Annotated in this window: 14 protein-coding genes and 1 pseudogene; 12 read left to right on the top strand and 3 right to left on the bottom strand. The window is 69.9% G+C overall.

Annotated features, from left to right (window positions below):
- Positions 1-767 precede the first annotated feature (767 nt).
- The 6 genes from ACH4FX_RS20055 to ACH4FX_RS20030 all read left to right on the top strand — a co-directional run bounded on the left by ACH4FX_RS20055 (position 768) and on the right by ACH4FX_RS20030 (position 12,376).
- Positions 768-8,015 (top strand): amino acid adenylation domain-containing protein, encoded by a 7,248-nt coding sequence (locus ACH4FX_RS20055; RefSeq protein WP_398480719.1) that lies wholly within the window; start codon positions 768-770, stop codon positions 8,013-8,015.
- On the top strand, positions 8,012-9,187 hold the full coding sequence (locus ACH4FX_RS20050; protein ID WP_398480717.1) for an FAD-dependent monooxygenase: 1,176 nt from the start codon (positions 8,012-8,014) through the stop codon (positions 9,185-9,187). Before ACH4FX_RS20055 ends, ACH4FX_RS20050 begins: the two co-directional genes overlap by 4 nt.
- A gap of 96 nt (positions 9,188-9,283) precedes the next feature.
- Positions 9,284-9,553: a hypothetical protein gene (locus tag ACH4FX_RS20045; RefSeq protein ID WP_398480715.1), complete on the top strand. Its 270-nt coding sequence runs from the start codon at positions 9,284-9,286 to the stop codon at positions 9,551-9,553.
- A 184-nt stretch (positions 9,554-9,737) separates the two neighbouring features.
- Entirely contained in the window at positions 9,738-10,481 is a 744-nt protein-coding gene (locus tag ACH4FX_RS20040; protein WP_398480713.1) for an SDR family NAD(P)-dependent oxidoreductase, read from the top strand.
- Between the two features lie 74 nt (positions 10,482-10,555).
- Positions 10,556-11,659, top strand: a complete 1,104-nt coding sequence (locus ACH4FX_RS20035) for an SIS domain-containing protein (protein WP_398480711.1) — start codon at positions 10,556-10,558, stop codon at positions 11,657-11,659.
- Between the two features lie 507 nt (positions 11,660-12,166).
- Positions 12,167-12,376 (top strand): hypothetical protein, encoded by a 210-nt coding sequence (locus ACH4FX_RS20030; RefSeq protein ID WP_398480709.1) that lies wholly within the window; start codon positions 12,167-12,169, stop codon positions 12,374-12,376.
- 230 nt (positions 12,377-12,606) lie between these two features.
- Here the strand turns inward: ACH4FX_RS20030 and ACH4FX_RS20025 are convergent, their stop codons facing one another.
- Both ACH4FX_RS20025 and ACH4FX_RS20020 read right to left on the bottom strand, forming a co-directional pair.
- Positions 12,607-12,798 carry a ferredoxin gene (locus tag ACH4FX_RS20025; protein WP_398480707.1) on the bottom strand — a complete coding sequence of 64 codons (192 nt, stop codon included), beginning with the start codon at positions 12,796-12,798 and terminating at the stop codon, positions 12,607-12,609.
- Positions 12,799-12,818: 20 nt separating this feature from the next.
- On the bottom strand, positions 12,819-14,039 hold the full coding sequence (locus ACH4FX_RS20020; RefSeq protein ID WP_398480705.1) for a cytochrome P450: 1,221 nt from the start codon (positions 14,037-14,039) through the stop codon (positions 12,819-12,821).
- Between the two features lie 214 nt (positions 14,040-14,253).
- Here ACH4FX_RS20020 and ACH4FX_RS20015 point away from each other — a divergent pair, with 214 nt between their 5' ends.
- Together ACH4FX_RS20015 and ACH4FX_RS20010 are read left to right on the top strand one after the other, a co-directional pair.
- Positions 14,254-14,817, top strand: a complete 564-nt coding sequence (locus ACH4FX_RS20015; protein WP_398480703.1) for a TetR/AcrR family transcriptional regulator — start codon at positions 14,254-14,256, stop codon at positions 14,815-14,817.
- 259 nt (positions 14,818-15,076) lie between these two features.
- Positions 15,077-15,622, top strand: a complete 546-nt coding sequence (locus ACH4FX_RS20010; protein ID WP_398480701.1) for a hypothetical protein — start codon at positions 15,077-15,079, stop codon at positions 15,620-15,622.
- On the opposite strand, the gene ACH4FX_RS20005 is transcribed toward ACH4FX_RS20010, so the two are convergent.
- Positions 15,520-16,020, bottom strand: coding sequence for a YrhB family protein (locus ACH4FX_RS20005; RefSeq protein WP_398480699.1), 501 nt, complete (start codon positions 16,018-16,020; stop codon positions 15,520-15,522). The genes ACH4FX_RS20010 and ACH4FX_RS20005 overlap by 103 nt on opposite strands.
- 452 nt (positions 16,021-16,472) lie before the next feature.
- Between ACH4FX_RS20005 and ACH4FX_RS20000 the strand changes: the two genes are divergently transcribed.
- The 4 genes and pseudogenes from ACH4FX_RS20000 to ACH4FX_RS19985 form a co-directional block, all read left to right on the top strand.
- The gene (locus ACH4FX_RS20000) at positions 16,473-16,910 is read left to right on the top strand and encodes a hypothetical protein (protein WP_398480697.1); all 438 of its coding nucleotides are present in this window, start codon (positions 16,473-16,475) and stop codon (positions 16,908-16,910) included.
- A gap of 110 nt (positions 16,911-17,020) precedes the next feature.
- Positions 17,021-18,166: a PLP-dependent cysteine synthase family protein gene (locus ACH4FX_RS19995; RefSeq protein WP_398480695.1), complete on the top strand. Its 1,146-nt coding sequence runs from the start codon at positions 17,021-17,023 to the stop codon at positions 18,164-18,166.
- On the top strand, positions 18,163-19,419 hold the full coding sequence (locus ACH4FX_RS19990) for an MFS transporter (RefSeq protein ID WP_398480693.1): 1,257 nt from the start codon (positions 18,163-18,165) through the stop codon (positions 19,417-19,419). Before ACH4FX_RS19995 ends, ACH4FX_RS19990 begins: the two co-directional genes overlap by 4 nt.
- A gap of 408 nt (positions 19,420-19,827) precedes the next feature.
- Positions 19,828-20,220, top strand: a pseudogene (locus tag ACH4FX_RS19985) (FAD-binding oxidoreductase); the annotation flags it as partial.
- Positions 20,221-20,731: the final 511 nt, after the last annotated feature.

Here is a 20,731-nt window from a genome sequence, read left to right as displayed (position 1 = left end):
CGGCCCGGGACTCGCCCGGGCTCGTGCGTCGGATGCGCCGACGAGCCCGTCCGCGCCGGAACCGGGGCACGCTCTGCTCGCTTCGCTTCTTCGGAGGCATCGCAGATACAACGGGGGCTCGAATGAGATCAGCTGACAGGCCGGCTGCGGTCACCGGCGGAACCAAGGGCACCGCGGACCAGTCGGGACGCAGGCGCGGGTGATCCGCCTCGCCGGAGGAGATCGACGCGGAGCGAATGCGGTGCGGCCCCATTCCGGCTCGGTCGAGCGGGAATGCCTGAGCGCGGTGCTGGAAGTGATTGCGCAGCACAGGGCCCGCGTCACCGCCATAGGGTGGACGCACTTGAATTCGTGATGAATCAACGTGCCGTCTCGACCAAGAGCCGAAAATTATGACTTCAAACGGCAGTCGAATCATGCTGTAATGTCGCTCGGCAATCTTCTGTAGATTGCGCGTCAGTGTGCCTGTAGGTATCGGGTTTTGACGAACGGGGGAAGTCATGCGAGCACGCCTTGGGCGCTGTCAGGGGAACCTGGAGCAGGAGTGCCATCCCAGTTCTGCTATTTCACCGCACTGGAATTCCTTGAGTGCCTGACCCTTGGTCTCCGAAGGGCGCGGGAAACGAAGCATGCCATCTCACCTCCGAGGTGGCCGGGGATTCCTGGCGGCACGGCAGCACAGCTGCACGACCGCCGCGGAGAATACCCGCTGAGGCACTCGCACAGCTCATGCAGCACAGGCAACAGCCGAGGAAAATGGAGCGACCGTGAATCTACGGGGGCGCAAGTCTCTTACGGCCTATCAGCAGGACATCTGGGCAGCGAACTCTCTTTACCCGGACCTCCCGCAGTTCAACTGCTTCATCACCGACCGGTTCACCGGTGAGGTCGACGTCGACCTGCTCAAGGAGTGCCTGCGCCGCGCGGCCGACCGCAACGACGCGTTCCAGCTCCGGATCGACCCGGAGGACGGTACCCCGAGCCAGTGGGCCGAGCACGAGGCGTTCGACATCCCGACGGTCGACCTCTCCGGGGCTGCCGAGCCACGCACGGCCTGTGAAAAGTGGATCAAAGACGCGTTCGACGTCCCGTTCGAGGTCGAGCGCTCCCGGCTGTTCATGATCGCGGTCCTCAAGGAGCGCGAGGACGTCGTTCACACATACGTCAAGGTGCATCACATCATCGCCGATGGCTGGGGCTTGAACCTGTTCATGTCCCAGGTCCGCGCCGAATACGACCAGGTGCGGCGGACCGGGCGGTTCCGCGACCGGCCCGCGCCGTCGTACCTCGACTCCGTCGACGACGAGCGCCGCTACCAGGGTTCGGACGATCACGAGCGGGACCGTGCGTTCTTCCAGCAGCAGTTGGAGGGCGTCACCCCGGCGTTCTTCCGCCGCACCGCCCCGGCCGGCTCCCGGCGAAGCGCCCGCCACAGCTTCCTGATCGAGCGCGGCGTCATCGACGGCATACGCGAACGCGGCCATTCGGCCTTCGCGTTCGTCGCCAGCGCCTTCTCCGTCTATCTCTCCCGGGTCCACGGCAGCGACGAGGTCGTACTGGGCGTCCCGCTGCTGAACCGGCCCACCGACGGCCAGAAGGAGACCGTCGGTCATTTCGCCAACACCCTGCCGCTGCGGGTGACCCCTTCCGGAGACCGCACGATGAGCGAGCTGGTCGCCGGGGTGCAGGCCGCGACCAAGGCGCTCAAACCACACGAACGGTTCTCCCTCGGCGATCTGCTGCGCTCGGTACCGCTTCAGGAGAGCGGCCCCAAGCGGCTGTTCGACACCACCATCGCCTACCTGCGCTGGCCCAGCCCGCTCGACGTGCAGGGGGTGGCGTACGAAACCGTCGTGCAGGCCCGCGCCCACGACGACGACGTCCTGGCGGTCGTCGTCAACGAACTGGACGACGTCAGCGACGTCCTGGTCGACATGGACTACGCCCTCGACGTCTTCGACGCTGACTTCCCCATCGAGTCGGTGGCCACGCACATCGAGACGATCCTCAAGGGCGCCCTCGCCCGGCCGGACCGCCCGCTGACCGAGGTGCCGATGATCAGCGACGCCGAGCGCGCCGCCCTGATCGCGGCGGGCAGCGGTCCGGTGACCGACTACTCCGACGACACCACGGTCCACGCGCTCTTCGAGCGGCAGGCGGCCAGGACCCCCGACCGGTTGGCCGTCGTCACGGACGATCCCGCCCAGTCGCTCACCTTCGCCCAGCTGGACGCGTGGTCGAACCACATCGCGCACCGGTTGCGCGGCGACGGCGTGAAGGTCGGCGACCGGGTGGCCGTGGCGGCCGAGCGCAGCCCGCAACTGGTCGCGGCCGTCCTGGGCGTGCTCAAGGCAGGCGGCGCCTACGTACCGGTCGACCCGAGCCATCCCGCGGAACGGGTCAGGTTCCTGCTCGCCGACAGCGGGGCGAAGGCCGTACTGCTGGGCAGTACCGTGTCCGGTGCCCTGGTGGGTGACGCGGTTCCTGTACGGAAGCTTGAGGCCGCCCCGTGTGCCGCGTCCGCGCCGCCCGGCCCCTTCGGCGGTCCGCGTGACCTGGCCTATGTCATCTACACCTCGGGGTCCACCGGGCAGCCCAAGGGCGTACAGGTCGAGCACCGTTCCGTGGTGAACCGCCTGGAGTGGATGCAGCGCGGCTACCCGGTCGGTGCCGAGGACGTCCTGCTCCAGAAGACACCGGCGACCTTCGACGTCTCGGTGTGGGAACTGTTCTGGTGGGCGATCACCGGCGCCGGACTCGCGCTGCTCCCGCCCCAAGGCGAGCGGGACCCCAAGGTCATCCTCGGGACGGTCAAGGCGCACCGGGTGAGCGTGGCGCACTTCGTGCCCTCGATGCTCGGTCCCTTCCTGGACCTGCTCGAAGCGACTCCGGCACTTGTCGAGGACATCGCTTCCCTGCGCCTGGTGTTCTGCAGCGGTGAGGCGCTGACGCCTGCTCAGGTGAACCGGTTCAACCGGGCTTTCACCGCGGCCGGTGCCACCACGCCGCGGCTGGTCAACCTCTACGGCCCGACCGAGGCCACGGTCGACGTCACCCACTACGACTGCCCGGGCGACGCGGCCGGAGAAGTCCGACGGGTTCCGATCGGGCGGCCGATCGACAACATCCGGCTCTACGTGGTCGGGGCACACGGCGACCTGCAACCCGCCGGGGTGGCCGGTGAGCTGTGCATCGCAGGTGTGGGCGTGGCACGCGGCTACCTGGACCGGCCCGAGCTGGACTCGGCGGCGTTCGTGACGGACCCGTTCACCCCCGGCATGGGGGTCCCCCCGGCCGAAGGCCGGGGGAGGATGTACCGGACCGGTGACCGGGCGCGATGGCTCGCGGACGGCACCCTCGAATACCTGGGACGCCTGGACGACCAGGTCAAAATCCGTGGAAACCGGGTGGAGCTCGGTGAGGTGCGCGACCGGCTGGCGGCCTTCCCGGGCGTCCGGGACGCGATCGTCGTGGACCGGAGCACCTCGGCCCGCGGCGTCCACCTGGTGGGCTACTACGTAGCGGACGAGGAAGTGCGGAGTGCGGATCTTCGGGACCGGCTCCTGGAGACATTGCCGGAGTTCATGATCCCGGCGTTCTTCGTACGGCTCGACCACATCCCGCTCACCGCGAACGGCAAGGCCGACCGGCGGCGGCTGCCCGCTCCCGCCGTAGAGGCGGACGCCAAGGGCGCGGCGCCGGCCAACGAGATCGAGGCGAAGATCGCGGCGGCCTGGTCGGCCGTCCTCGAAACCGACGGGATCGGTGTCGACCAGGACTACTACTCCCTGGGCGGGGATTCGATCCTGATGCTCCGCATCCAGGCGGAGGCACGGCGCGCCGGCGTGCACTTCACCCTGGCCGACATGGTCCGGCATCCCACCGTGGCGGCACTCGCCGAGGTCGCGACCACCTCGTCGCCGGACGGGCAGGACGCTCCACTGGAGCCGTTCGCGCTGGTATCCGGAGTCGACCGCGCGCGGCTGACCGGCCTGGCGGACGCCTACCCGGCGACGCGGCTTCACCTCGGTCTCCTCTACCACAGCCGGGAGCATGAGCGGACGGCCGTCTACCACGATGTCTTCCGCTACTCCCTCAAGACGGTCTGGGACGAGGACGCGCTGCGCCGCGCCTTCGACCGCCTGGTCCGGCGCCACCCGGTGCTGCGCTCGGCATTCGATCTGGGCGGATACTCCGAACCCCTGCAACTCGTCCACCGCGAGGCCGACGGTGGACTGGAGATCGCGGACCTCCGCGGTCTCCGTGACGAGGAGGCGCAGGCCGAGGTAGCCCGGCATGTCGAGGAGCGGCGGTACCACGCGTACCGGCTGGACCGCCCACCGCTCTACCTGTTCCGCGCGCACGTCCTGAACGCCTCCGTGGAGCTGGTGTTCAGCTTCCACCACGCGATCCTGGACGGCTGGAGCGTGGCCACCCTCGTCCGCGAACTGCTCCAGGACTTCCTCCACAACGCCGGGCAGCCCGTCGCCGCCGTCCCGTCCGGACAGCTGCCGTCCCCCGCCCTCTACGTACGAGAGGAACGGCGGGCCCTCGCCTCCGACGTCACCAAGGGCTACTGGCAACGGCTGCTCGCCGGCGCCGAACTGGTCCAGCTCGACGGATTCCGGCCGTACGCACCCGCGGGCGACGAGGGACTCATCGTCCACCGGGTGGAACTGCCGGACGGCCTCGGCACCCAGGTGCGCCGGTTGGCGCGCACCCACGATCTGCCGGTCAAATCCCTGTTGCTCGCGGCGCACTGTCTGACCCTGCGGCTGTTCTCCGACACGCAGGACATCACCACCGGCCTGGTCACCGGCGGACGGCCGGAGGAGGCCGGCGCCGAACGGATCACCGGACTCTTCCTGGAGACGCTGCCGCTGCGCCTCGACACCCGGCCGCGGACCTGGCTGGACTCGGCGCGCGAGGTCTACCGGCAGGAGCGGGACAGCCACCCCCACCGGCACTACCCGCTCAGTGCGATCCAGGAGGACCGCGGCGGGGACGTGATCTTCGAGACGGCCTTCAACTACGTCCACCCGCACGTCCTCACCTCGCTCTTCGAGGACACCGGCATGGAGCTGACCGACTTCAGGACCTGGGAGGAGACGAACTTCAAGCTCCTGGTCAACGCGGTGGTCGACCCCGTGGACCAACACCTCTGGCTGCGCATGGACGGTGATGGACGCACCTTCTCCCGGGCGCAGGTGGAGAGCATCGGCCGGACGTATCTCGCCGTCCTCCAGCAGTTGGCCGAACGCCCCGACGAGCAAGAGGACTTCGTCTTCCTGCGCGATCCGCGGGCCGAAGCGGCACTGAGGTCAGCGCCCGGCACCGGCGTGGACGCGCACAAGAACGTCATCCGGCGGATCGAGGAGCACGTCGCGCGCACTCCGGACGCGGTGGCCGTCTCCTGCGGACCGCGCCAGTGGACGTACGCGCAGCTCGACGACGCCGCGAACCGGATAGCCCGCGGCCTGATCGGCGCCGGAGCCCGGCCCGGGACGACCGTCGGCATCGCCATGGACCGATCGCCCGAAACGCTGGCCACCGTGCTGGGGGCCGGGAAGGCCGGCGCCACCTGCGTCCCGCTCGACGTCAGCTACCCGCCGGCCCGGCTCGCGGCGATGGTCGCCCAGGCCGACCCGCTGCGGATCATCACGCACGCCACGCACGCGCACCTCTTCGAGGACACCTCCCGGCTGCTGTACGTGGCCGACCTGCTCGCCGCCGAGCCGGCACCCGACGGCGGCCCGGAACTGCCGGAGATCACCGGCGAGACCGTCGCCTACCTGCTGTTCACCTCCGGCTCCAGCGGCGAGCCCAAGGGCGTCGAGCTGCCGCACCGGGTGCTCGCCAACTACATGGACTGGCAGATCCCCGCCGCCAGCGGCGCGGCGGGCGGCAAGACCCTCCAGTTCGCGCCGCTGAGCTTCGACGTGGCGTTCCAGGAGATCTACTCCACCCTGTGCGGCGGCGGCACCCTCCAGCTCCTCGCCGAGGAGGAGCGGCGCGACATGCCGGCGCTGCTGCGTCTCCTGGACCGCGAGGAGGTGGAGCGTGCCTTCATGCCCTGCGTGGCGCTCCAGCAGCTCGCGGAGACCTCCCAGGCACTGGGCATCCGGCCCCGCGCGCTGCGGGTCGTGATCTCCTCCGGCGAGCAGCTGCGGATCACCGACGAGATCCGCCGGTTCTGCGCCGCCCTGCCGGGCACCGTGCTGGAGAACCAGTACGGACCGACCGAGACGCACCTGCTGACCCACCACACGATGACCGGCGACCCGGCACGCTTCCCCGACCTGCCGCCCATCGGTACCCCGATCGACGGGATCGAGATCCACCTGCTCGACGGGCTGATGCAGCCGGTGCCGCCCGGCGCTAAGGGGGAGGTCTACGTCGGCGGGGTGTGCCTGGCCCACGGCTACCGCAACCGGCCCGATCTCACCGAGCAGCGCTTCGTACCGCACCCCTCCGGCGCGCCGGGCGCCCGCCTCTACCGCACCGGAGACCTGGCCAGGGTCATGCCCGACGGGAACCTCGTGTGGCTCGGCCGCGCCGACTCCCAGGTGAAGGTGCGCGGCTACCGGGTCGAGCTGGCCGAGGTGGAGATCGCCATCGCCAAACTCGCCGAGGAGCACCCCGGGATCCGCGAGGCCGCGGTGGTGGCCCGGCGCCGGGAAGGCGCCGACGCCTTCCTCGCGGCGTTCCTCGTCGGTGACGCGGCGGCCGTGGACCTCGACGAGGTACGGACCCGTCTGCGCGCGGCGCTGCCGGACTACATGGTGCCCTCCCACCTGGAGTGGCTGCCGCGCCTGCCCCTGACGCCCAGCGGCAAGCGGGACGACGCGCTGCTGCGCCGGATGCCGCTCGCCGCGCCGTCGACGGACGCCGCCCCGCCGGGGGACGAGCTGGAGAAGGCGCTGGTCGGCATCCTGGCCGAACTGCTGGAGCTGCCCTCGCTCGGGGTGCGGGACAACTTCTTCGACATCGGCGGCACCTCGCTGACCGCGATGCGGCTCGTCATGACGATCGAGAAGCGGTACGGCGTCAACGTCCCGCTGTCCGCCTTCGTCGCGGCGCCGACCGTGTCCGGGCTCGCACAACGGCTGCGGGCCGGGGTCCCGGCGCCGGAGTTCGACCCGGTCGTACCGATCCGCGCCCAGGGCAGCAGGCCACCGCTGTTCCTGGTCCACCCGCTCGGCGGCCACGTGCTGTGCTACGTACGGCTCGCCCGCCACCTGCCGGCGGACCAGCCCGTCTACGCGCTGCAAGCGGCCGGGACCGTCCCCGGCACGGAACCGCTCAGCTCCGTCCCCGAGTTGGCCGACAGCTATCTGAAGGCGATCCGCCGGGTGTGCCCGGACGGCCCGTACGTCATCGGCGGCTGGTCGTTCGGCGGCTTCATCGCCTACGAGATGACGCGCCGGCTGCGGCGCACCGATCCGGACGCCCTCCAGGGCACCGTGCTGATCGACCCGATCGCCGTCAGGCAGGGGGAGCGGCCCGATGTCGCCGACCACTCGCTGCTGGAGTGGTTCTTCTGGGAGCTGCTGTGGATGGAGCGCGGCGGGACCGCGCCGGTGATCTCGCTGCCGGACGGGCTGGAGGAGGAGGCGAAGTTCGACTTCATCGTCGAGCACGCCACGGAGGCCGGGGTCCTGCCGGCGGGCAGTTCCCGCACCACCGTGCGACGCCTGTTCCGCATGTTCAAGGCGCACTGGCAGGCGATCCTCTCCTATCAGCCCGAACCGGGCGACGAGGACCTGGTACTGCTCCGCGCCACCGCGGAACTTCCGGACATCCTCCAGCCGATGCACGGAGCCGCACAGAGTCTGCACGAGGACCCGACCAACGGGTGGGGAGCCCTGACCACCGGCCGGCTCCAGGTGGTGGACGTTCCCGGTGACCACTTGGTCCTGCTGGAGGAACCACACGTGAGCACGGTCGCCCAGAGGGTGGCAGAAGCGATGTCCGACCGTCTCGACGGGCGGCCGGCCGAGAGGAGCGGGAAATGATCCAGCACTCCCCACGCAAGGCCCTCATCATCGGGGCCGGGATCGGCGGGCTGGCCGCCGCGGCCACGCTGCGCCGGGTCGGTGTCGAGGTCCAGGTCTTCGAACGGGCCCCCGAGCTCCGCCCGGGTACCACGGCGGTGTCGCTGATGTGCAACGCGGTCCTGGCGCTGCGCAGCCTGGACATCGACATCGCCCCGGGCCTGGACAAGCGTGGCGCGGTGTTCGACGAGCTGAAGTTCCTCACCCGGCGGGGCCGTCCGATCAGGGCGCTTCCGTTCCGGGAGGTCTCGGACCGGCTGGGGGCGTCGAACTACGCCGTCCACCGGGCCGATCTCCAGCAGACGCTGCTGGACGCCCTCGGGGACGAGAGCGTCATCGCACTCGATGCCGCGGCAGCGGAGGTCGTCAGCGGCGAGGACGGGGTCGAGGTCACCTTCGAGGACGGCAGGACCGCCTCGGGCGACTTCCTGATCGGGGCGGACGGCTTCAACTCCGCGATCCGCAGACAGGTGGCGGGCGCCGACGAACCGCGGCCCGGCAACTACGCGTGCTGGCTGGCCACGGTGCCCTTCAGCCACCCTCGGATGACCAAGGGCTACGCCGCGCACTACTGGGGGCGGGGCCAGCGCTTCGGCCTCGCCGACATCGGCCACGGCCGCGCCTATTGGTGGGCGACGAAGAACGTGCCCCCGGGCGCCTCCGGACACCTACGGCGCGGCAAGGAGGGGCTCGCGGGCCTCTTCGCGGGCTGGGCCGACGAGGTACAGGAGGCGATCCGGACCACCCCCGAGGAGACGATCGTCCGGATCACCGCCCAGGATCGCCCGTTCCTCCAGCGGTGGGGCACCGGACGCACGACCCTGCTCGGTGACGCGGCCCACCCGATGCTCGTGAGTCTGGGCCAGGGCGCGGCGCTGGCCATCGAGGACGCCGTCGTCCTCGCCCAGCACCTGCGCGCGACAGCGGACCCGGTCGCGGCGCTGCGCGGTTACGAGGACGAGCGCAAGCCGCGGACGGAGGGACTGGTTGCCGCGGCCCGTGCCCTGAGCGAGACCGAGCAGCTGGAGGGCCTCTTTCCCGCCCTGGCGCGCGACCTCTACTTCCGGTTCGCGCCCCTGTCCAAGCTCACCAGCCGGAACGAAGCGGTTCTCACCTGGCCCCCACTGGGCTGACCACATCCCATGACCGCTGATGGCCGACCCGCGGGTGGGCATACACGTGCCCGCCCGCGGCCGCACCGGTATCCGCACTCTTCGTAGGAGCAAAACATGGGTCTGTCTCAACCGCTGTTCGCCCTCGACCCGTTCGCCGCCGACGCCCGAGCGGAAGCTGCGCGGCTGCTTGCATACGGCCCGGTCGTACTGAACAGCGGCAACTGGGGAGCGCCTCAGCGCGGTGAAGCCCCCGCAGGCCGGCCCCCGATCAAGATCACCAAAGCCCGGTACATGGGCACCGCTGATGGGGCCGAGCACCGGCGGCTGCGCAACCTGGTGTCCGGGGCGTTCACTCCGCGCCCGGCCGACGCCCAGGCCGCGTGAGGAGGTGGCTGCCGGAGTCTGAGCGAAGTTTCTCGCGCACGCCAAAGCGCAGCACCCCCCTCGTGAAGCTTTCACCCGTAATCCCGGTGCCGGCCCCGGAGTTCCGGCATACCGATTTTCCGTTGTCCAGCGCCGGACCGTGAAAGTTGGGCCAGGTAGGCCCCGACGACATAAGGAGTTCTTCATGCAGCCGCGACTTGCCGTGGTCACCGGCGGAACGAAGGGAATCGGCCTGAGCCTCAGCCGCAGGCTGCTGACCGTGGGGTACCGGGTCGTCGCCCTGTACCGCAACGACCAGGAGTCCGCCGCGCACGCCACGAAGGAACTGGGCGACGACGGTTTCACGGCGCTGCAGTCCGACATCTCCGACAGTGCCGAGGCCTTCCGCACCGCCGAGCTGCTGCTGTCCGAGCACGGGACCCCGCACGCGCTCGTCAACAATGCGGGACGGAACATCGACCGCCCCTTCCTGGAGATGTCCACCGCGGACTGGGACCAGGTCATCCAGGCGAACCTGTCCGCGCCCTTCTACCTCACCCGGGCACTGGCCCCGGCCATGCTGGCGGCCGGTGGCGGCAGCGTCGTCAACGTGGCCGCCACCACCGGAATCCGGCCCCGGCTGAACGGTGCCAACTACTGCGCGAGCAAGGCCGGCCTGCTCCATCTCACCAAGTGCCTCGCACTGGAACTCGCCCCCACGATCCGGGTCAATTCTCTGATCCCCGGAATGATCGACACCGAAGAGATGAATACACGGTTCAGGACGGATGAACCGGAATTCCGTGACCGGCTGCTGGCCGAGATCCCGCAAGGACGCATCGGCAGCCCGGAAGCGATGGCCGACGCGCTGGAGTTCCTGGTCAGCGAGAAGGCTTCGTACATCACGGGGCAGAAGATGATCGTCGACGGCGGCCAGTTCATGTGGTGACGCGTCCGCTCGCCACCGACCGTACAGCTGATCCCCTCCCGGCAGACGCCCTCACGCAACGAAAGGTACGCCACATGCAGTCGCGCATGGCTCGCTACGAGAACTTCCTCACCCATGAATACCGGAAGGGATTCCTCAAGCCCGAGGAGTACTCCCTCGCGGATGTCACCGACGACCTCCGGCTCAAGATGAAGTCGGGACAGTTCAAGCGGGTCGTGTTCACCGGCATGGGCTGTTCGGCGATCGTCTCCGACGTCGTGGCGGCCTTCTTCAACTCGGCCGGCAGCGACCTGGAATTCCACGTCTTCAACGACTACGACTACCGGTACCTGCTCCCGGCCTCCATCATCGACGACGAGTCGACGCTCATCATCCTCAGCTCCTACAGCGGCCACTCGAACGAGCCGGTCCACGTCTTCCACAATCTGGCGCACGCCCATGACAGGGTGCTGCTGCTCACCTCGGGCGGACGGCTGGGTGACCTGGGCGAGGAAGCAGGGGTATCGATCGCGCGGTGGACGCTGAGCGAGCCGGACCGCGAGTACCCGCTTTTCCACGTCGGGCAGTACTTCGCCATCCTGCTGGACATGTTCCTGGAACTGGGGCTGATCGACCAGGACCACCGGCAGGAGACCCAGCAGCTCCCCGGTCACCTGGAGACCGACTTCACCGCCGCCCACCGCGAACTGGCCCGTGTGGTGGCCGAGCGCAGCCGGGACGCCAACATCATCATGCTGGCCTCCCCCAAATGGCACGAGAGCCTGCTGAAGCTCGGCAAGATGCACCTCAACGAGATCGCGATGGTCCCGGCGACCCGTAATTACTTCCACGAGTTCTGCCACAGCGAGGTCGCCACCCTGTCCGACCCGACCAGGAAGCACAGCCTGATCATTTTCGAGGACGAGGACGACGACGCCTACACCAGGGCGAAGATGAAGAACCTGGTCGGTCTCCTCACCAGCGACCGCCCGGAGAACCGGAACATCGAGGTCTCCGTGGTCCCGCTCGCCGAAGCCACTTTCATGCGCAAGTACTTCACCGCGCTCGAACTTGTCCAGTACATCACGCTGGACCTCGGCCGGGCCCGCGAAACCCGGTCCCGCGAACTGATATCCGAGGCCGCGGGAAACCCCTGGTACCACGGGGACACCATCCGCGCCGAGGAAATCGCCGGCTGACGCCCGGATCACAGGGGACTGCACTGATTGCGGAAGGAGGGGAGGCCCTTCATGCAGGCCGCGTACCCACCACACACGATCCGAGCTGGTCGCTCTCATCACCTCTGAGGGCCTACCGGTGGAAGATCCACCGCTCGACGTACTGCTGTCACCGGGCGAGCGGCACCCCTCCACGTCGCCTTGGCGGACGCGTCGCCCTGTGTGGCGAAGCCAGGCCCCGGAGAAGAAGGCCGGTCGTGGACGACGACCGGGAAGGACGAGCGGATCCGGCCGTCGCCGGGATCCGGGCGGTACTCATGGGCGCCGCGTGGGCATCGCGGTGTGGTGGCACGGTGCCCGTACCGGCCTGGGGGAGGAGCGGGCGCAGCGCCGGCACGGTGCCGGTCTGGGCGTTTCGGCCGGACCGGCACTATGCCGCCAACTACCGGCGTGCGGGCCACGTCACCGGTCGGTGCGAGCTACACAAGAAGCGTGGGGTGTACTCGCCTGACACGAGGGGGCCGGCCGGTGTTGACGATCAACCTAGCGGTGCTGCTCACTGTCATCGTCATCGTGCGGCTACGCCGTCGCACGGAGGCCAGAAGCCGGTTCGACGAGAAGCTGACTGTGGTCATCGTGCTGGCACTGGGTGTGCTGATCGCCCCGACGGCGTTCGGCCGGTGGATCACGGACGTACTGAGCAGGCTCGCCGACGGTATCTCTCAGATCGGTTCGTGAGGACAGGGGGCCGGGAAAGGGGCGCCGCCCCGCTTCGCCCGAGTGCGGCAGCCCTTCTGTGCCCGTAGGTGTCCGGTGCCGATGCCCCGGCCAGGGCTGCGGCCGTTCGCGGTCTCCCGCCGTGGGGGCCTGCACGACTTCCCGCCGTGCGGACCCTCGCGGTGTCCCGTTGTGGGAACCCCCGCGTACGGCCTCAGCCCCGGCTCCGGTGCGCGGTCTCCGTCGCCGCGCTACTCCGTGACGCGCAGCGCTCCGGACGGGCACAGCATGCCCGCTTCGCGTACGGCGTCCCGGCTGCCCTCCTCGATGTCGGAGGTCAGGACGGTGACGATGCCGTCGTCGTCCTGGTCGAAGACCCCGGGCGCGGTCAGGGCGCACATCCCGGCGCCGACGCACACACCGCGGTCGGCGGTCACGTGCATGGTCGCTCCCTTCGCCCCGCTCACCATGTGACGGGGAGTTCGTTGACGCCCTGGATGGTGCTGCCCGGACGCAGGACCAGGCGCTCGACGGGGGCGGCCAGCCGCAGCGTGGGGATGCGTGCGAACAGCGCGGTGAGGATGATTTCGAGTTCGAGGCGGGCGAGGTTCTGGCCCAGGCACTGGTGGACGCCGTAACCGAAGGCGAGGTGGTGGCGGGCCGAGCGGTGGATGTCGAAGGTGTCCGGGTTCTCGAACACGTCGGCGTCGCGGTTGGCGATGGAGTGGACGGCGAACACACCGTCCCCGGCCCGGATCAGCTGCCCGTCGATCTCGATGTCGGCGGTGGCGAACCGGCCGCTCGCGATGTCGGCGATGGCGAGATAGCGCAGCAGCTCCTCGACCGCGCCGGGGACCAGGGACGGATCGGCGCGCAGGGCGGCGAGCTGGTCGGGGTGTTCGAGCAGCGTGATGACGCTGAGGGAGGTCATGGAGGCGGTCGTCTCGTGCCCGGCGACGAGCAGCAGCAGCGCGTTGGAGATCAGCTCGTCACGGTCGATGGCGCCGTCCGCGAGCTGCCGGCTGACCAGCGCGCCGAGGAGGCCCGGCCCGGGCTCGGCCTCCAGGGTGGTGATCAGGTCGTCGAAATAGCGCTCCAGGTCGTCGCGTGCGCCGGTCGCTTCCGCCGCGCTCGTCGACTGAACGAGGCGCCGGCTGGCGTCCTGGAAGAAGTCGTGGTCGCCGTAGGGCACGCCCAGCAACTGGCAGATGACCATGGAGGGCACCGGCAGCGCGAACCGGCTCACCAGGTCGGCGGGCGGGCCCGCGGCCAGCATCTCGTCGAGGAAGCCGTGCACGATCCGCTCGATGTCCGGCCGCATGCCCTTGATGCGCTTGACGGTGAACTCGCTGATCGTCATCCGGCGCCGGGACCCGTGCTCGGGCGGATCCATGCTGATGAAGGCGGGGCGGCGGCCGCGCACGGCCGCTAAGCGCGGGGAGGTGACGGGGAAGTCGGGGTGGGTGCGGTTCGACGACAGCCGCGGATCGGCCAGCAGCTTGCGGGCGGTCTCGTGTTTGGTCACGACCCAGGCGGTACGGCCGTCGTAAAGGGTCACCCGGCGCAGCGCGTCCTGTCCGTCGCGGAGCCGGGCGTACGTCTCGGGCAGGTGGTACGGACAGGTGCGGTCACTGGGGAAGGCGGGGGCGTCTGTGGTGGGAAGGGTGGCGGAGGTCTCGGTCATCGGTCCCCTCGAAGTCTCTGGCACTCGCTTAAGGAACGCTGAGTTCTCTAACTGGGAGGCTAGACTGCCGACTTAGGGAACGCAACGTTTTCTCGGCCTACGTCAAGGAGTCACGCTGTCACCGCACGCCGACCAGACCGCACCACCGGCCGCCGACCACCGCAAAGGGCCCCGGCGCCGCGGCGAGGAACTGGAGAACGCGATCCTGGCCGCCGTGCTGGAGGAACTGACGGAGGTGGGCTACGCCGCGCTGACCATGGAACGTGTCGCCGCTCGGGCCCGTACGAGCAAGGCCGCCCTCTACCGCCGCTGGTCCGGCCGCGCCGAACTCGTCATGGACGCCTGCAAGGTGCGCGGCTTCTCCGAGCTGGACCTGCCCGACACCGGGACGCTGCGCGGTGACGTGATCGCCCTGCTGCAGCTGATGTCGGCGAAGATGGCCTCGCCGATCGGGGGTATCCTGCGCGGCCTGCTCGCGGAGATGACGAACGACCCCGACTTCGCCCGGCTGATCCGCGAACGCATCCACACGGTGGGGCCGGTGGGCATCCGGGGCATCCTGCGACGGGCTGTCGAACGCGGCGAGGTGGAGCCGTGGGTGCTCGACTCGCGGCGGGCCGTCGTCGCGACCGACCTGCTGCGCAACGAGTTCCTGCTGTTCGGGGCCCCGGTCGGGGACGAGACCATCACCGAGATCGTCGACGACGTCTATCTGCCCCTGGTCCTGGCCCCGGCCCCGAAATCGGGACGGGTTTCGGGCGCGCGTGGCGATGCATAGGGTGCGTTCTGCCACGCCGTCGGTTCCGGGACACACGTAGCACGAGGTACGAATTTCTCGCGTCCGTTCTCGTACTCTGCCCGGAATGCGGGAAGGCCCCGCGCCCAGAACCTCTTCGCGTCGACGCGTCTCGCCTGCCGGAATTGTGGGACGGCGGAGGGGCAGAGCCGTGGAGGCCGGATCCGCGGCATCATGGTCATCGATGGATTCATGTACGAGAGGACGAGTGCGGCGGGTGTCCGGAGGCGGACAGACGGCTTTGACGGAGCTGTGGCAGCAGCGTTGGCCCGGTTGCCCTCCGGTCGGGTACAAGCTTCGTGACCCGTACCGGGAGGTCTGGGTTCGCTTTCACAGCCTGCCGGAGTCGAAGCGGTACGCGGAGGACGAGGGCGAATACACCGTTGTCCTGGAGCGTCACAACACCGTCCTCGACGCATTGTTCGCCGGTGCGGACGTATATGTGATCACTCCGCTCTGGACGGCCGGAGCCGAGGTGCCGTCATGGCAACCGGGCGCGGAATATTGGCAGAGCCTTCTGTTGCAGGACGATCCCGACCCTGAATTCCGCACGTACTGCCACCTCTTCGCCGCCCGCCGGGCCTGGCGGCGTGGCTGCATCGACGAGCTGCTCAGAGACATCGCCGACGACAAGGTGGCGGGAGTCCTCATCACTGACGCCCGGATGCAGCACATCTATCACCCCTACGACGGTGGCGCCGACGTCTTGCTCGCCACGCCGGAGGAACGGGACCGGATGCGTGATCGGCATGCCGACTGGCTTTCCAGCCACCCGTCGGGTCTCTGACCGTGCAGATCGTCCACGACGGTGCGCACCGGCAGCCCGCGTATCCGGGCGCGGTAGTCGGCCTCCCACTCACCGGACACGGCTGAGACGACGCTGACCTGGTGCAGTCCGCCGTCAACACGGTCGACCAGATACGGGCCATTGCCGACCAGCATGAACTCTGGATTCCGAGTGCGTACGTATTCCTCGGACTGCCAGGAGACGATCCATACCAGTTCGTGCTCCTCGACACCGAGCACGGCCATGCGCACCGGGTCCACGCCCACATCCCGCCATTCTCGGTAGTCGCGCTCCAGTTGCTCTTCCACAGCCTGAACTGCGGTTTTTCGCTCAATCACGTGTGCAGCATTCCGTACTGGCCCCTTGTACGACCAGTGAATTCGCGCGCCGAAAGCCATGGGCGCGAGGCCTGACGGCCCCCTGGTTCAGGAATGGGAACAGCGGAGGTGTGACCCGGTAGCACCGTGGTCACGGATCAGAGCGGTGCGCGTCGGCGGACCGCGCCCGCCACTACCCACAGCGGTCTGTCCGGGTTCCCGGTGTCTGGAGCAGGTGATGCCCCACCTCACAGCAGGAGCCACCGCGTCCATGCGCCGTGCGCGCCCGTTCCCCGTCGGCCAGCACGTGGTCGACGCGTCACGCCTCGTGGTGCTCGCCGCCCGCATGGCCCCGCCCACCGAGTCCGGGCAACGGGCTTGGGGCGGGCTGCTTTCGGCAGGCACAACAGTTGGTGCTCCGCCAAGGGCGCCCTCGCCGTTTGCGGTGCGACCAGGGAACGGCACCGGCGGCATCGGCCAAATTTCACGCATGACGCCCTTTACACGTGCATGAACGATTACTGTGGCCGCCGATGACGTCCGACCGTGCGGTACCACTCGGCTGCTCCGCGTCCCGGACCGGAGCAGTGATCCTGGTGCTGCTCGCTGCCCTGGCACACGTATTGGTCTGCGCACACGGGCCGGTTCCGGCAGGTGGCGGCCATGTCGACACCCCCGTCGCGGCAGCCGCCTTCGATTGCGCGGGCGCGACCGAACAGCTCGCGGACACCGCGGCCGCCCACTCGCTGCACGGGCACGGCACCGCCGAGCGCTGCTCGGGTCCGGACAGCCCCACGCTCCAGCCCTCGCGGCAGATAATTTCCCCCCTGCCGTCATTTCCGAGCCTCGCGCCGGCCGGTGCCGCCGAGGCCGTGCCGGACAGCGCAGCGGCCGACCAGCCGCCGCCCCCGCACCCCGGCCGCACGTCGGCCGGGCAGGAGCGGGCCCGCTTTGGCGTGTGGCGGACCTGATTGCTCCGCAGGCCGCGCCGGCACCTCGGCGCGGTCAGTGAGCCCCTCCGTCATCCCCCGACTCACGGCCGGTCGTCGCCGCGCGACGCCGGCCGCAGGAGAAGCACGCCATGAACCAGCTCACCCGCACCCCCGTACCCGCCTCCCCGGCCCAGCTGCTGACCGGCGCCCGGCGCCCGATGCACACTCCCGCCGGCCTCGTCGGAGACACCCCCGTCCTGTGGATCGGCGCGCCCTTCACCGCCCCCGGGCGGGGATTCTGGGCCAAGCTCGAAGGCCACAATCCCGGCGGCATCAAGGACCGCACCGCCTTGCACATGGTCCATGAGGCGCGGGCGCGCGGGCAGCTGCTGCCCGGTGCCCGCATCGTCGAATCCACCTCGGGCACCCTGGGCCTCGGCCTGGCCCTGGCCGGCGCCACCTTCGGCCACCCGGTCACCGTCGTCACCGATCCGGGCATGGAACCCCTGATGACGGGGCTGCTCACCGCCTACGGTGCCGACATCGACCTCGTGCACAGCCCCCACCCGGTCGGCGGCTGGCAGCAGGCCCGCCGCCACCGCGTCGGAGAACTCCTGGCCGCACACCCCGACGCCTGGTGCCCCGACCAGTACAACAACCCCGACAACGTGGCCGCCTACGCCCCGCTCGCCCACGAACTGACCGCCCAGCTCGGCCGGATCGACACCCTGGTCGTCTCGGTGGGAACCGGCGGCCACTCGGCCGGCGTCGCCTCCGTCCTGCGCGGCTTCTTCCCGCACCTGCGCGTCGTCGGCGTCGACACCACCGGCTCCACGATCTTCGGCCAGCCCGCCGCGCCCCGCCTGATGCGCGGACTGGGCTCCAGCATCTACCCCCGCAACGTCGCCTACCACCTCTTCGACGAGGTCCACTGGGTCGCCGCCCCCGAAGCCGTATGGGCCGCACGGCGCCTGGCCCGCGACCACTACGCCACCGGCGGATGGAGCGTCGGCGCCGTCGCCCTGGTCGCCCGCTGGCTGGCCCGCACCCTTCCTGCCGAGGAACGGATCGTCACGGTCTTCCCCGACGGCCCGCAACGCTACGTCGGCACCGTCTTCGACGACACCTACGGCCGCGAGCACCACCTGCTGGACCAGCTGCCCGCCGAGGGCCCCGACGAGATCGACGACCCCGGCCGGCGGGTCGTCACCCGCTGGACCCGCTGCACCCACGTCACCGACCCGACCCGCCCCACCACCCGCCACGACCTGACCGCCGCGGGAGCAGCCCGATGAAGCACCTGTGGCAGCAGACCCGCTCCTTTTCGCCCTCGGCACGGCTGCTGATGGCCAACCAGTTCGCCATCAACCTCGCCTTCTACATGCTCATGCCCTACCTCGCCGCCCACCTGGCCGGCACCCTGGGCCTGGCGGCCTGGGCGGTCGGCCTCGTCCTGGGCGTACGCAACTTCTCCCAGCAGGGCATGTTCCTCATCGGCGGCACCCTCGCCGACCGCGTCGGTTACAAGATCCCCATCATGACCGGCTGCCTGCTGCGTACCGTCGGTTTCGGCCTGCTCGGCTGGGTCGACAACCTGCCCGCCCTGATCGTCGCCTCGGCAGCGACCGGCTTCGCCGGAGCCCTGTTCAACCCCGCCGTCCGCGCCTATCTCGCCGCCGAAGCCGGCCCGCGGCGGGTGGACGCCTTCGCCACCTTCAACGTCTACTACCAAGCCGGCATGCTCGCGGGCCCGCTCGTCGGCCTGGCGCTGCTCACCGCCGACTTCCGCCTGGTGTGCACGGTCGCCGCCGCCGTCTTCGCCGCGCTCACCCTGCTGCAATGGCGCGCCCTTCCCCGGCTCAGCGGCACGACCGCGTCCGTCCGGGGCCGGGAACGGGTGCTCACACAGTGGCGCGCGGTCGCCTCGAACCGGCCCTTCCTGCTGTTCTCGCTGGCGATGATCGGTTCCTACGTCCTGACCTTCCAGGTCTACCTCGCCCTGCCGCTGGCCGCCTCCGACGCCCTCGGTGCCCGGGGCACCCTGATCACCAGCGGCCTGTTCGTCGTCTCGGCCGCCGTCACCGTCGTCGGCCAACTCCGGCTGACCGGCTGGGCCAAGGCCCGGTGGAGCCCCAGTCAGGCTCTCGTGCGCGGCCTGGCCGCCATGGGGCTCGCCTTCCTTCCCCTGGCCTTCACCTCCTCAGGCGTACCCGCAGCGGTCCTCGCCGCACTCGTCGCCGCCGTCGTCCTGCTCGCCGCGGGCAGTGCGGTGGTCTACCCCTACGAGATGGACACGGTCGTCGCTCTGTCCGAAGGCCGCCTGGTAGCCACCCACTACGGCCTCTACAACACGGTCTCCGGCCTGGGCGTCACCGTGGGCAACCTCGGCACCGGAGCCCTGTGGGACTTCGCCGCGCGTCACGACGCCCGCTGGCTGACGTGGAGCGTCCTGGCCGCGACCGGCCTGACCTGCGCGACGGCCCTCGCCGCCCTCGCCCGCGGCGGATACCTGGCACCGAGCCGGCGCCCGCAACCCGCCCCGGCGTAGCCAGCCGGTGCGCCGGCCCGGCCACCGGCTCCGGGCCGGCGCAAGATCGCTGTCCCGCATCCCCTGATCCGTAACCAGCTGAACCGACTGACCGCCTGTGGCAGTAGAGGCCGGATGGCGCGATGTGCTTCGTCCGTGGCGGGCGGTGAGTGAGTAAATGAGGCGATAGAGAAGGAATTGCCCCGTAGCGTGGCCCTTCCCCACCTGGCCATGGCGCCGTCCTGTCTGTCTGCAAGAGGCGGCATGGTCTGGCTGCCCGGGTGGCGGAGGTAAGCCGAGAATGTGAGAGGAACCATGCTCCACCCCCACTGACCCGCGCTGCGCGAGGCTCTGTCCGGCCGTTTGGTGCTGCCGCAGGACGCCGGCTTCGACGCGGCCCGGGCGCTGCAGATCGTCGATTTCGACCGGATGATCCGGCCGCAGGCGGTGGTCTACTGTGCGAGCGAGGACGATGTGCGGCAGGCGGTGGGCTTCGCCCGTCGGCACGGCTTTGAGGTGCACGTACGGGGCGGCGGGCACAGTCTGGCGGGGTTCTCGACCGGCACCGGCATGGTGATCGACGTCTCCGGGATCAACCACGTCGTCGTCCAGGACGGGCTGGTGCGTTTCGGCGCCGGCACGCAGACCGTCGACCTGCACGACGTCCTGCGGGGGAGCGGCCTGCCCCTGCCGTCCGGGCTCTGCCCGACCGTCGGCGTGGCCGGTCTGACCCTGGGCGGCGGCGTCGGCCCGTGGACGCGCGCGTACGGGGTGACGAGCGACCGGCTGCGGGCCGCGCGGGTGGTGCCGGCCGACGGGCGCGCCGTCCATTGCGACGAGTACCACGAGAGCGAGCTGTTCTGGGCGCTGCGCGGCGCTGGTCCGGCCTTCTTCGGCGTGTCGCGCTGGGACACCATGTTGTTCTTCTTCGGCTGCGAGGACCTCACGGTGGCCGAAGCGCACCGCGAAGGTACTGGCCCACAGGCCGTACTGCCCCGCGACGGCTGTGTCCTGACCCGCGGCCACTTCGTCACCGATCCCGTCCCGCCCGAGGGCATCGCGGACCTTCTGACCGTCTTCGACGGTCACCGGCAGGCGGGCCAGCCGCACAGCCTGGAGTTCGGTGCCATGGGCGGCGCCTGTAGCCGCATCGCCCCGGACTCCACCGCCTTCGTGCACCGCAACACCTCTTCTTCGGCGGCTTCTCCGCCGAAGACACCGCCGAGCTCAGCGAGGACGCCCGGCGATCGGTCCAGCGATGGACGGGCACCTGCCGTTCCACCCTCCGCTCCAACGCGTCCTCGCACAGCTATCAGAACTCCCCGGACGCCCG

The organism is Streptomyces sp. NPDC018019 (genome assembly GCF_044327805.1).
In the GTDB taxonomy this organism is placed as follows: Bacteria; Actinomycetota; Actinomycetes; order Streptomycetales; family Streptomycetaceae; genus Streptomyces.
This window is presented reverse-complemented; position numbering and strand designations above follow the sequence as displayed.

Excerpts from the sequence above, each read along its gene's own strand:
- ACH4FX_RS20050 (WP_398480717.1), top strand. The coding sequence starts at position 8,012 with ATGATCCAGCACTCCCCACGCAAGGCCCTCATCATCGGGGCCGGGATC.
- ACH4FX_RS20045 (WP_398480715.1), top strand. The coding sequence starts at position 9,284 with ATGGGTCTGTCTCAACCGCTGTTCGCCCTCGACCCGTTCGCCGCCGAC.
- ACH4FX_RS20040 (WP_398480713.1), top strand. The coding sequence starts at position 9,738 with ATGCAGCCGCGACTTGCCGTGGTCACCGGCGGAACGAAGGGAATCGGC.
- ACH4FX_RS20035 (WP_398480711.1), top strand. The coding sequence starts at position 10,556 with ATGCAGTCGCGCATGGCTCGCTACGAGAACTTCCTCACCCATGAATAC.
- ACH4FX_RS20025 (WP_398480707.1), bottom strand. The coding sequence starts at position 12,798 with ATGCACGTGACCGCCGACCGCGGTGTGTGCGTCGGCGCCGGGATGTGC.
- ACH4FX_RS20020 (WP_398480705.1), bottom strand. The coding sequence starts at position 14,039 with ATGACCGAGACCTCCGCCACCCTTCCCACCACAGACGCCCCCGCCTTC.
- ACH4FX_RS20005 (WP_398480699.1), bottom strand. The coding sequence starts at position 16,020 with ATGGCTTTCGGCGCGCGAATTCACTGGTCGTACAAGGGGCCAGTACGG.
- ACH4FX_RS20000 (WP_398480697.1), top strand. The coding sequence starts at position 16,473 with ATGACGTCCGACCGTGCGGTACCACTCGGCTGCTCCGCGTCCCGGACC.
- ACH4FX_RS19995 (WP_398480695.1), top strand. The coding sequence starts at position 17,021 with ATGAACCAGCTCACCCGCACCCCCGTACCCGCCTCCCCGGCCCAGCTG.
- ACH4FX_RS19990 (WP_398480693.1), top strand. The coding sequence starts at position 18,163 with ATGAAGCACCTGTGGCAGCAGACCCGCTCCTTTTCGCCCTCGGCACGG.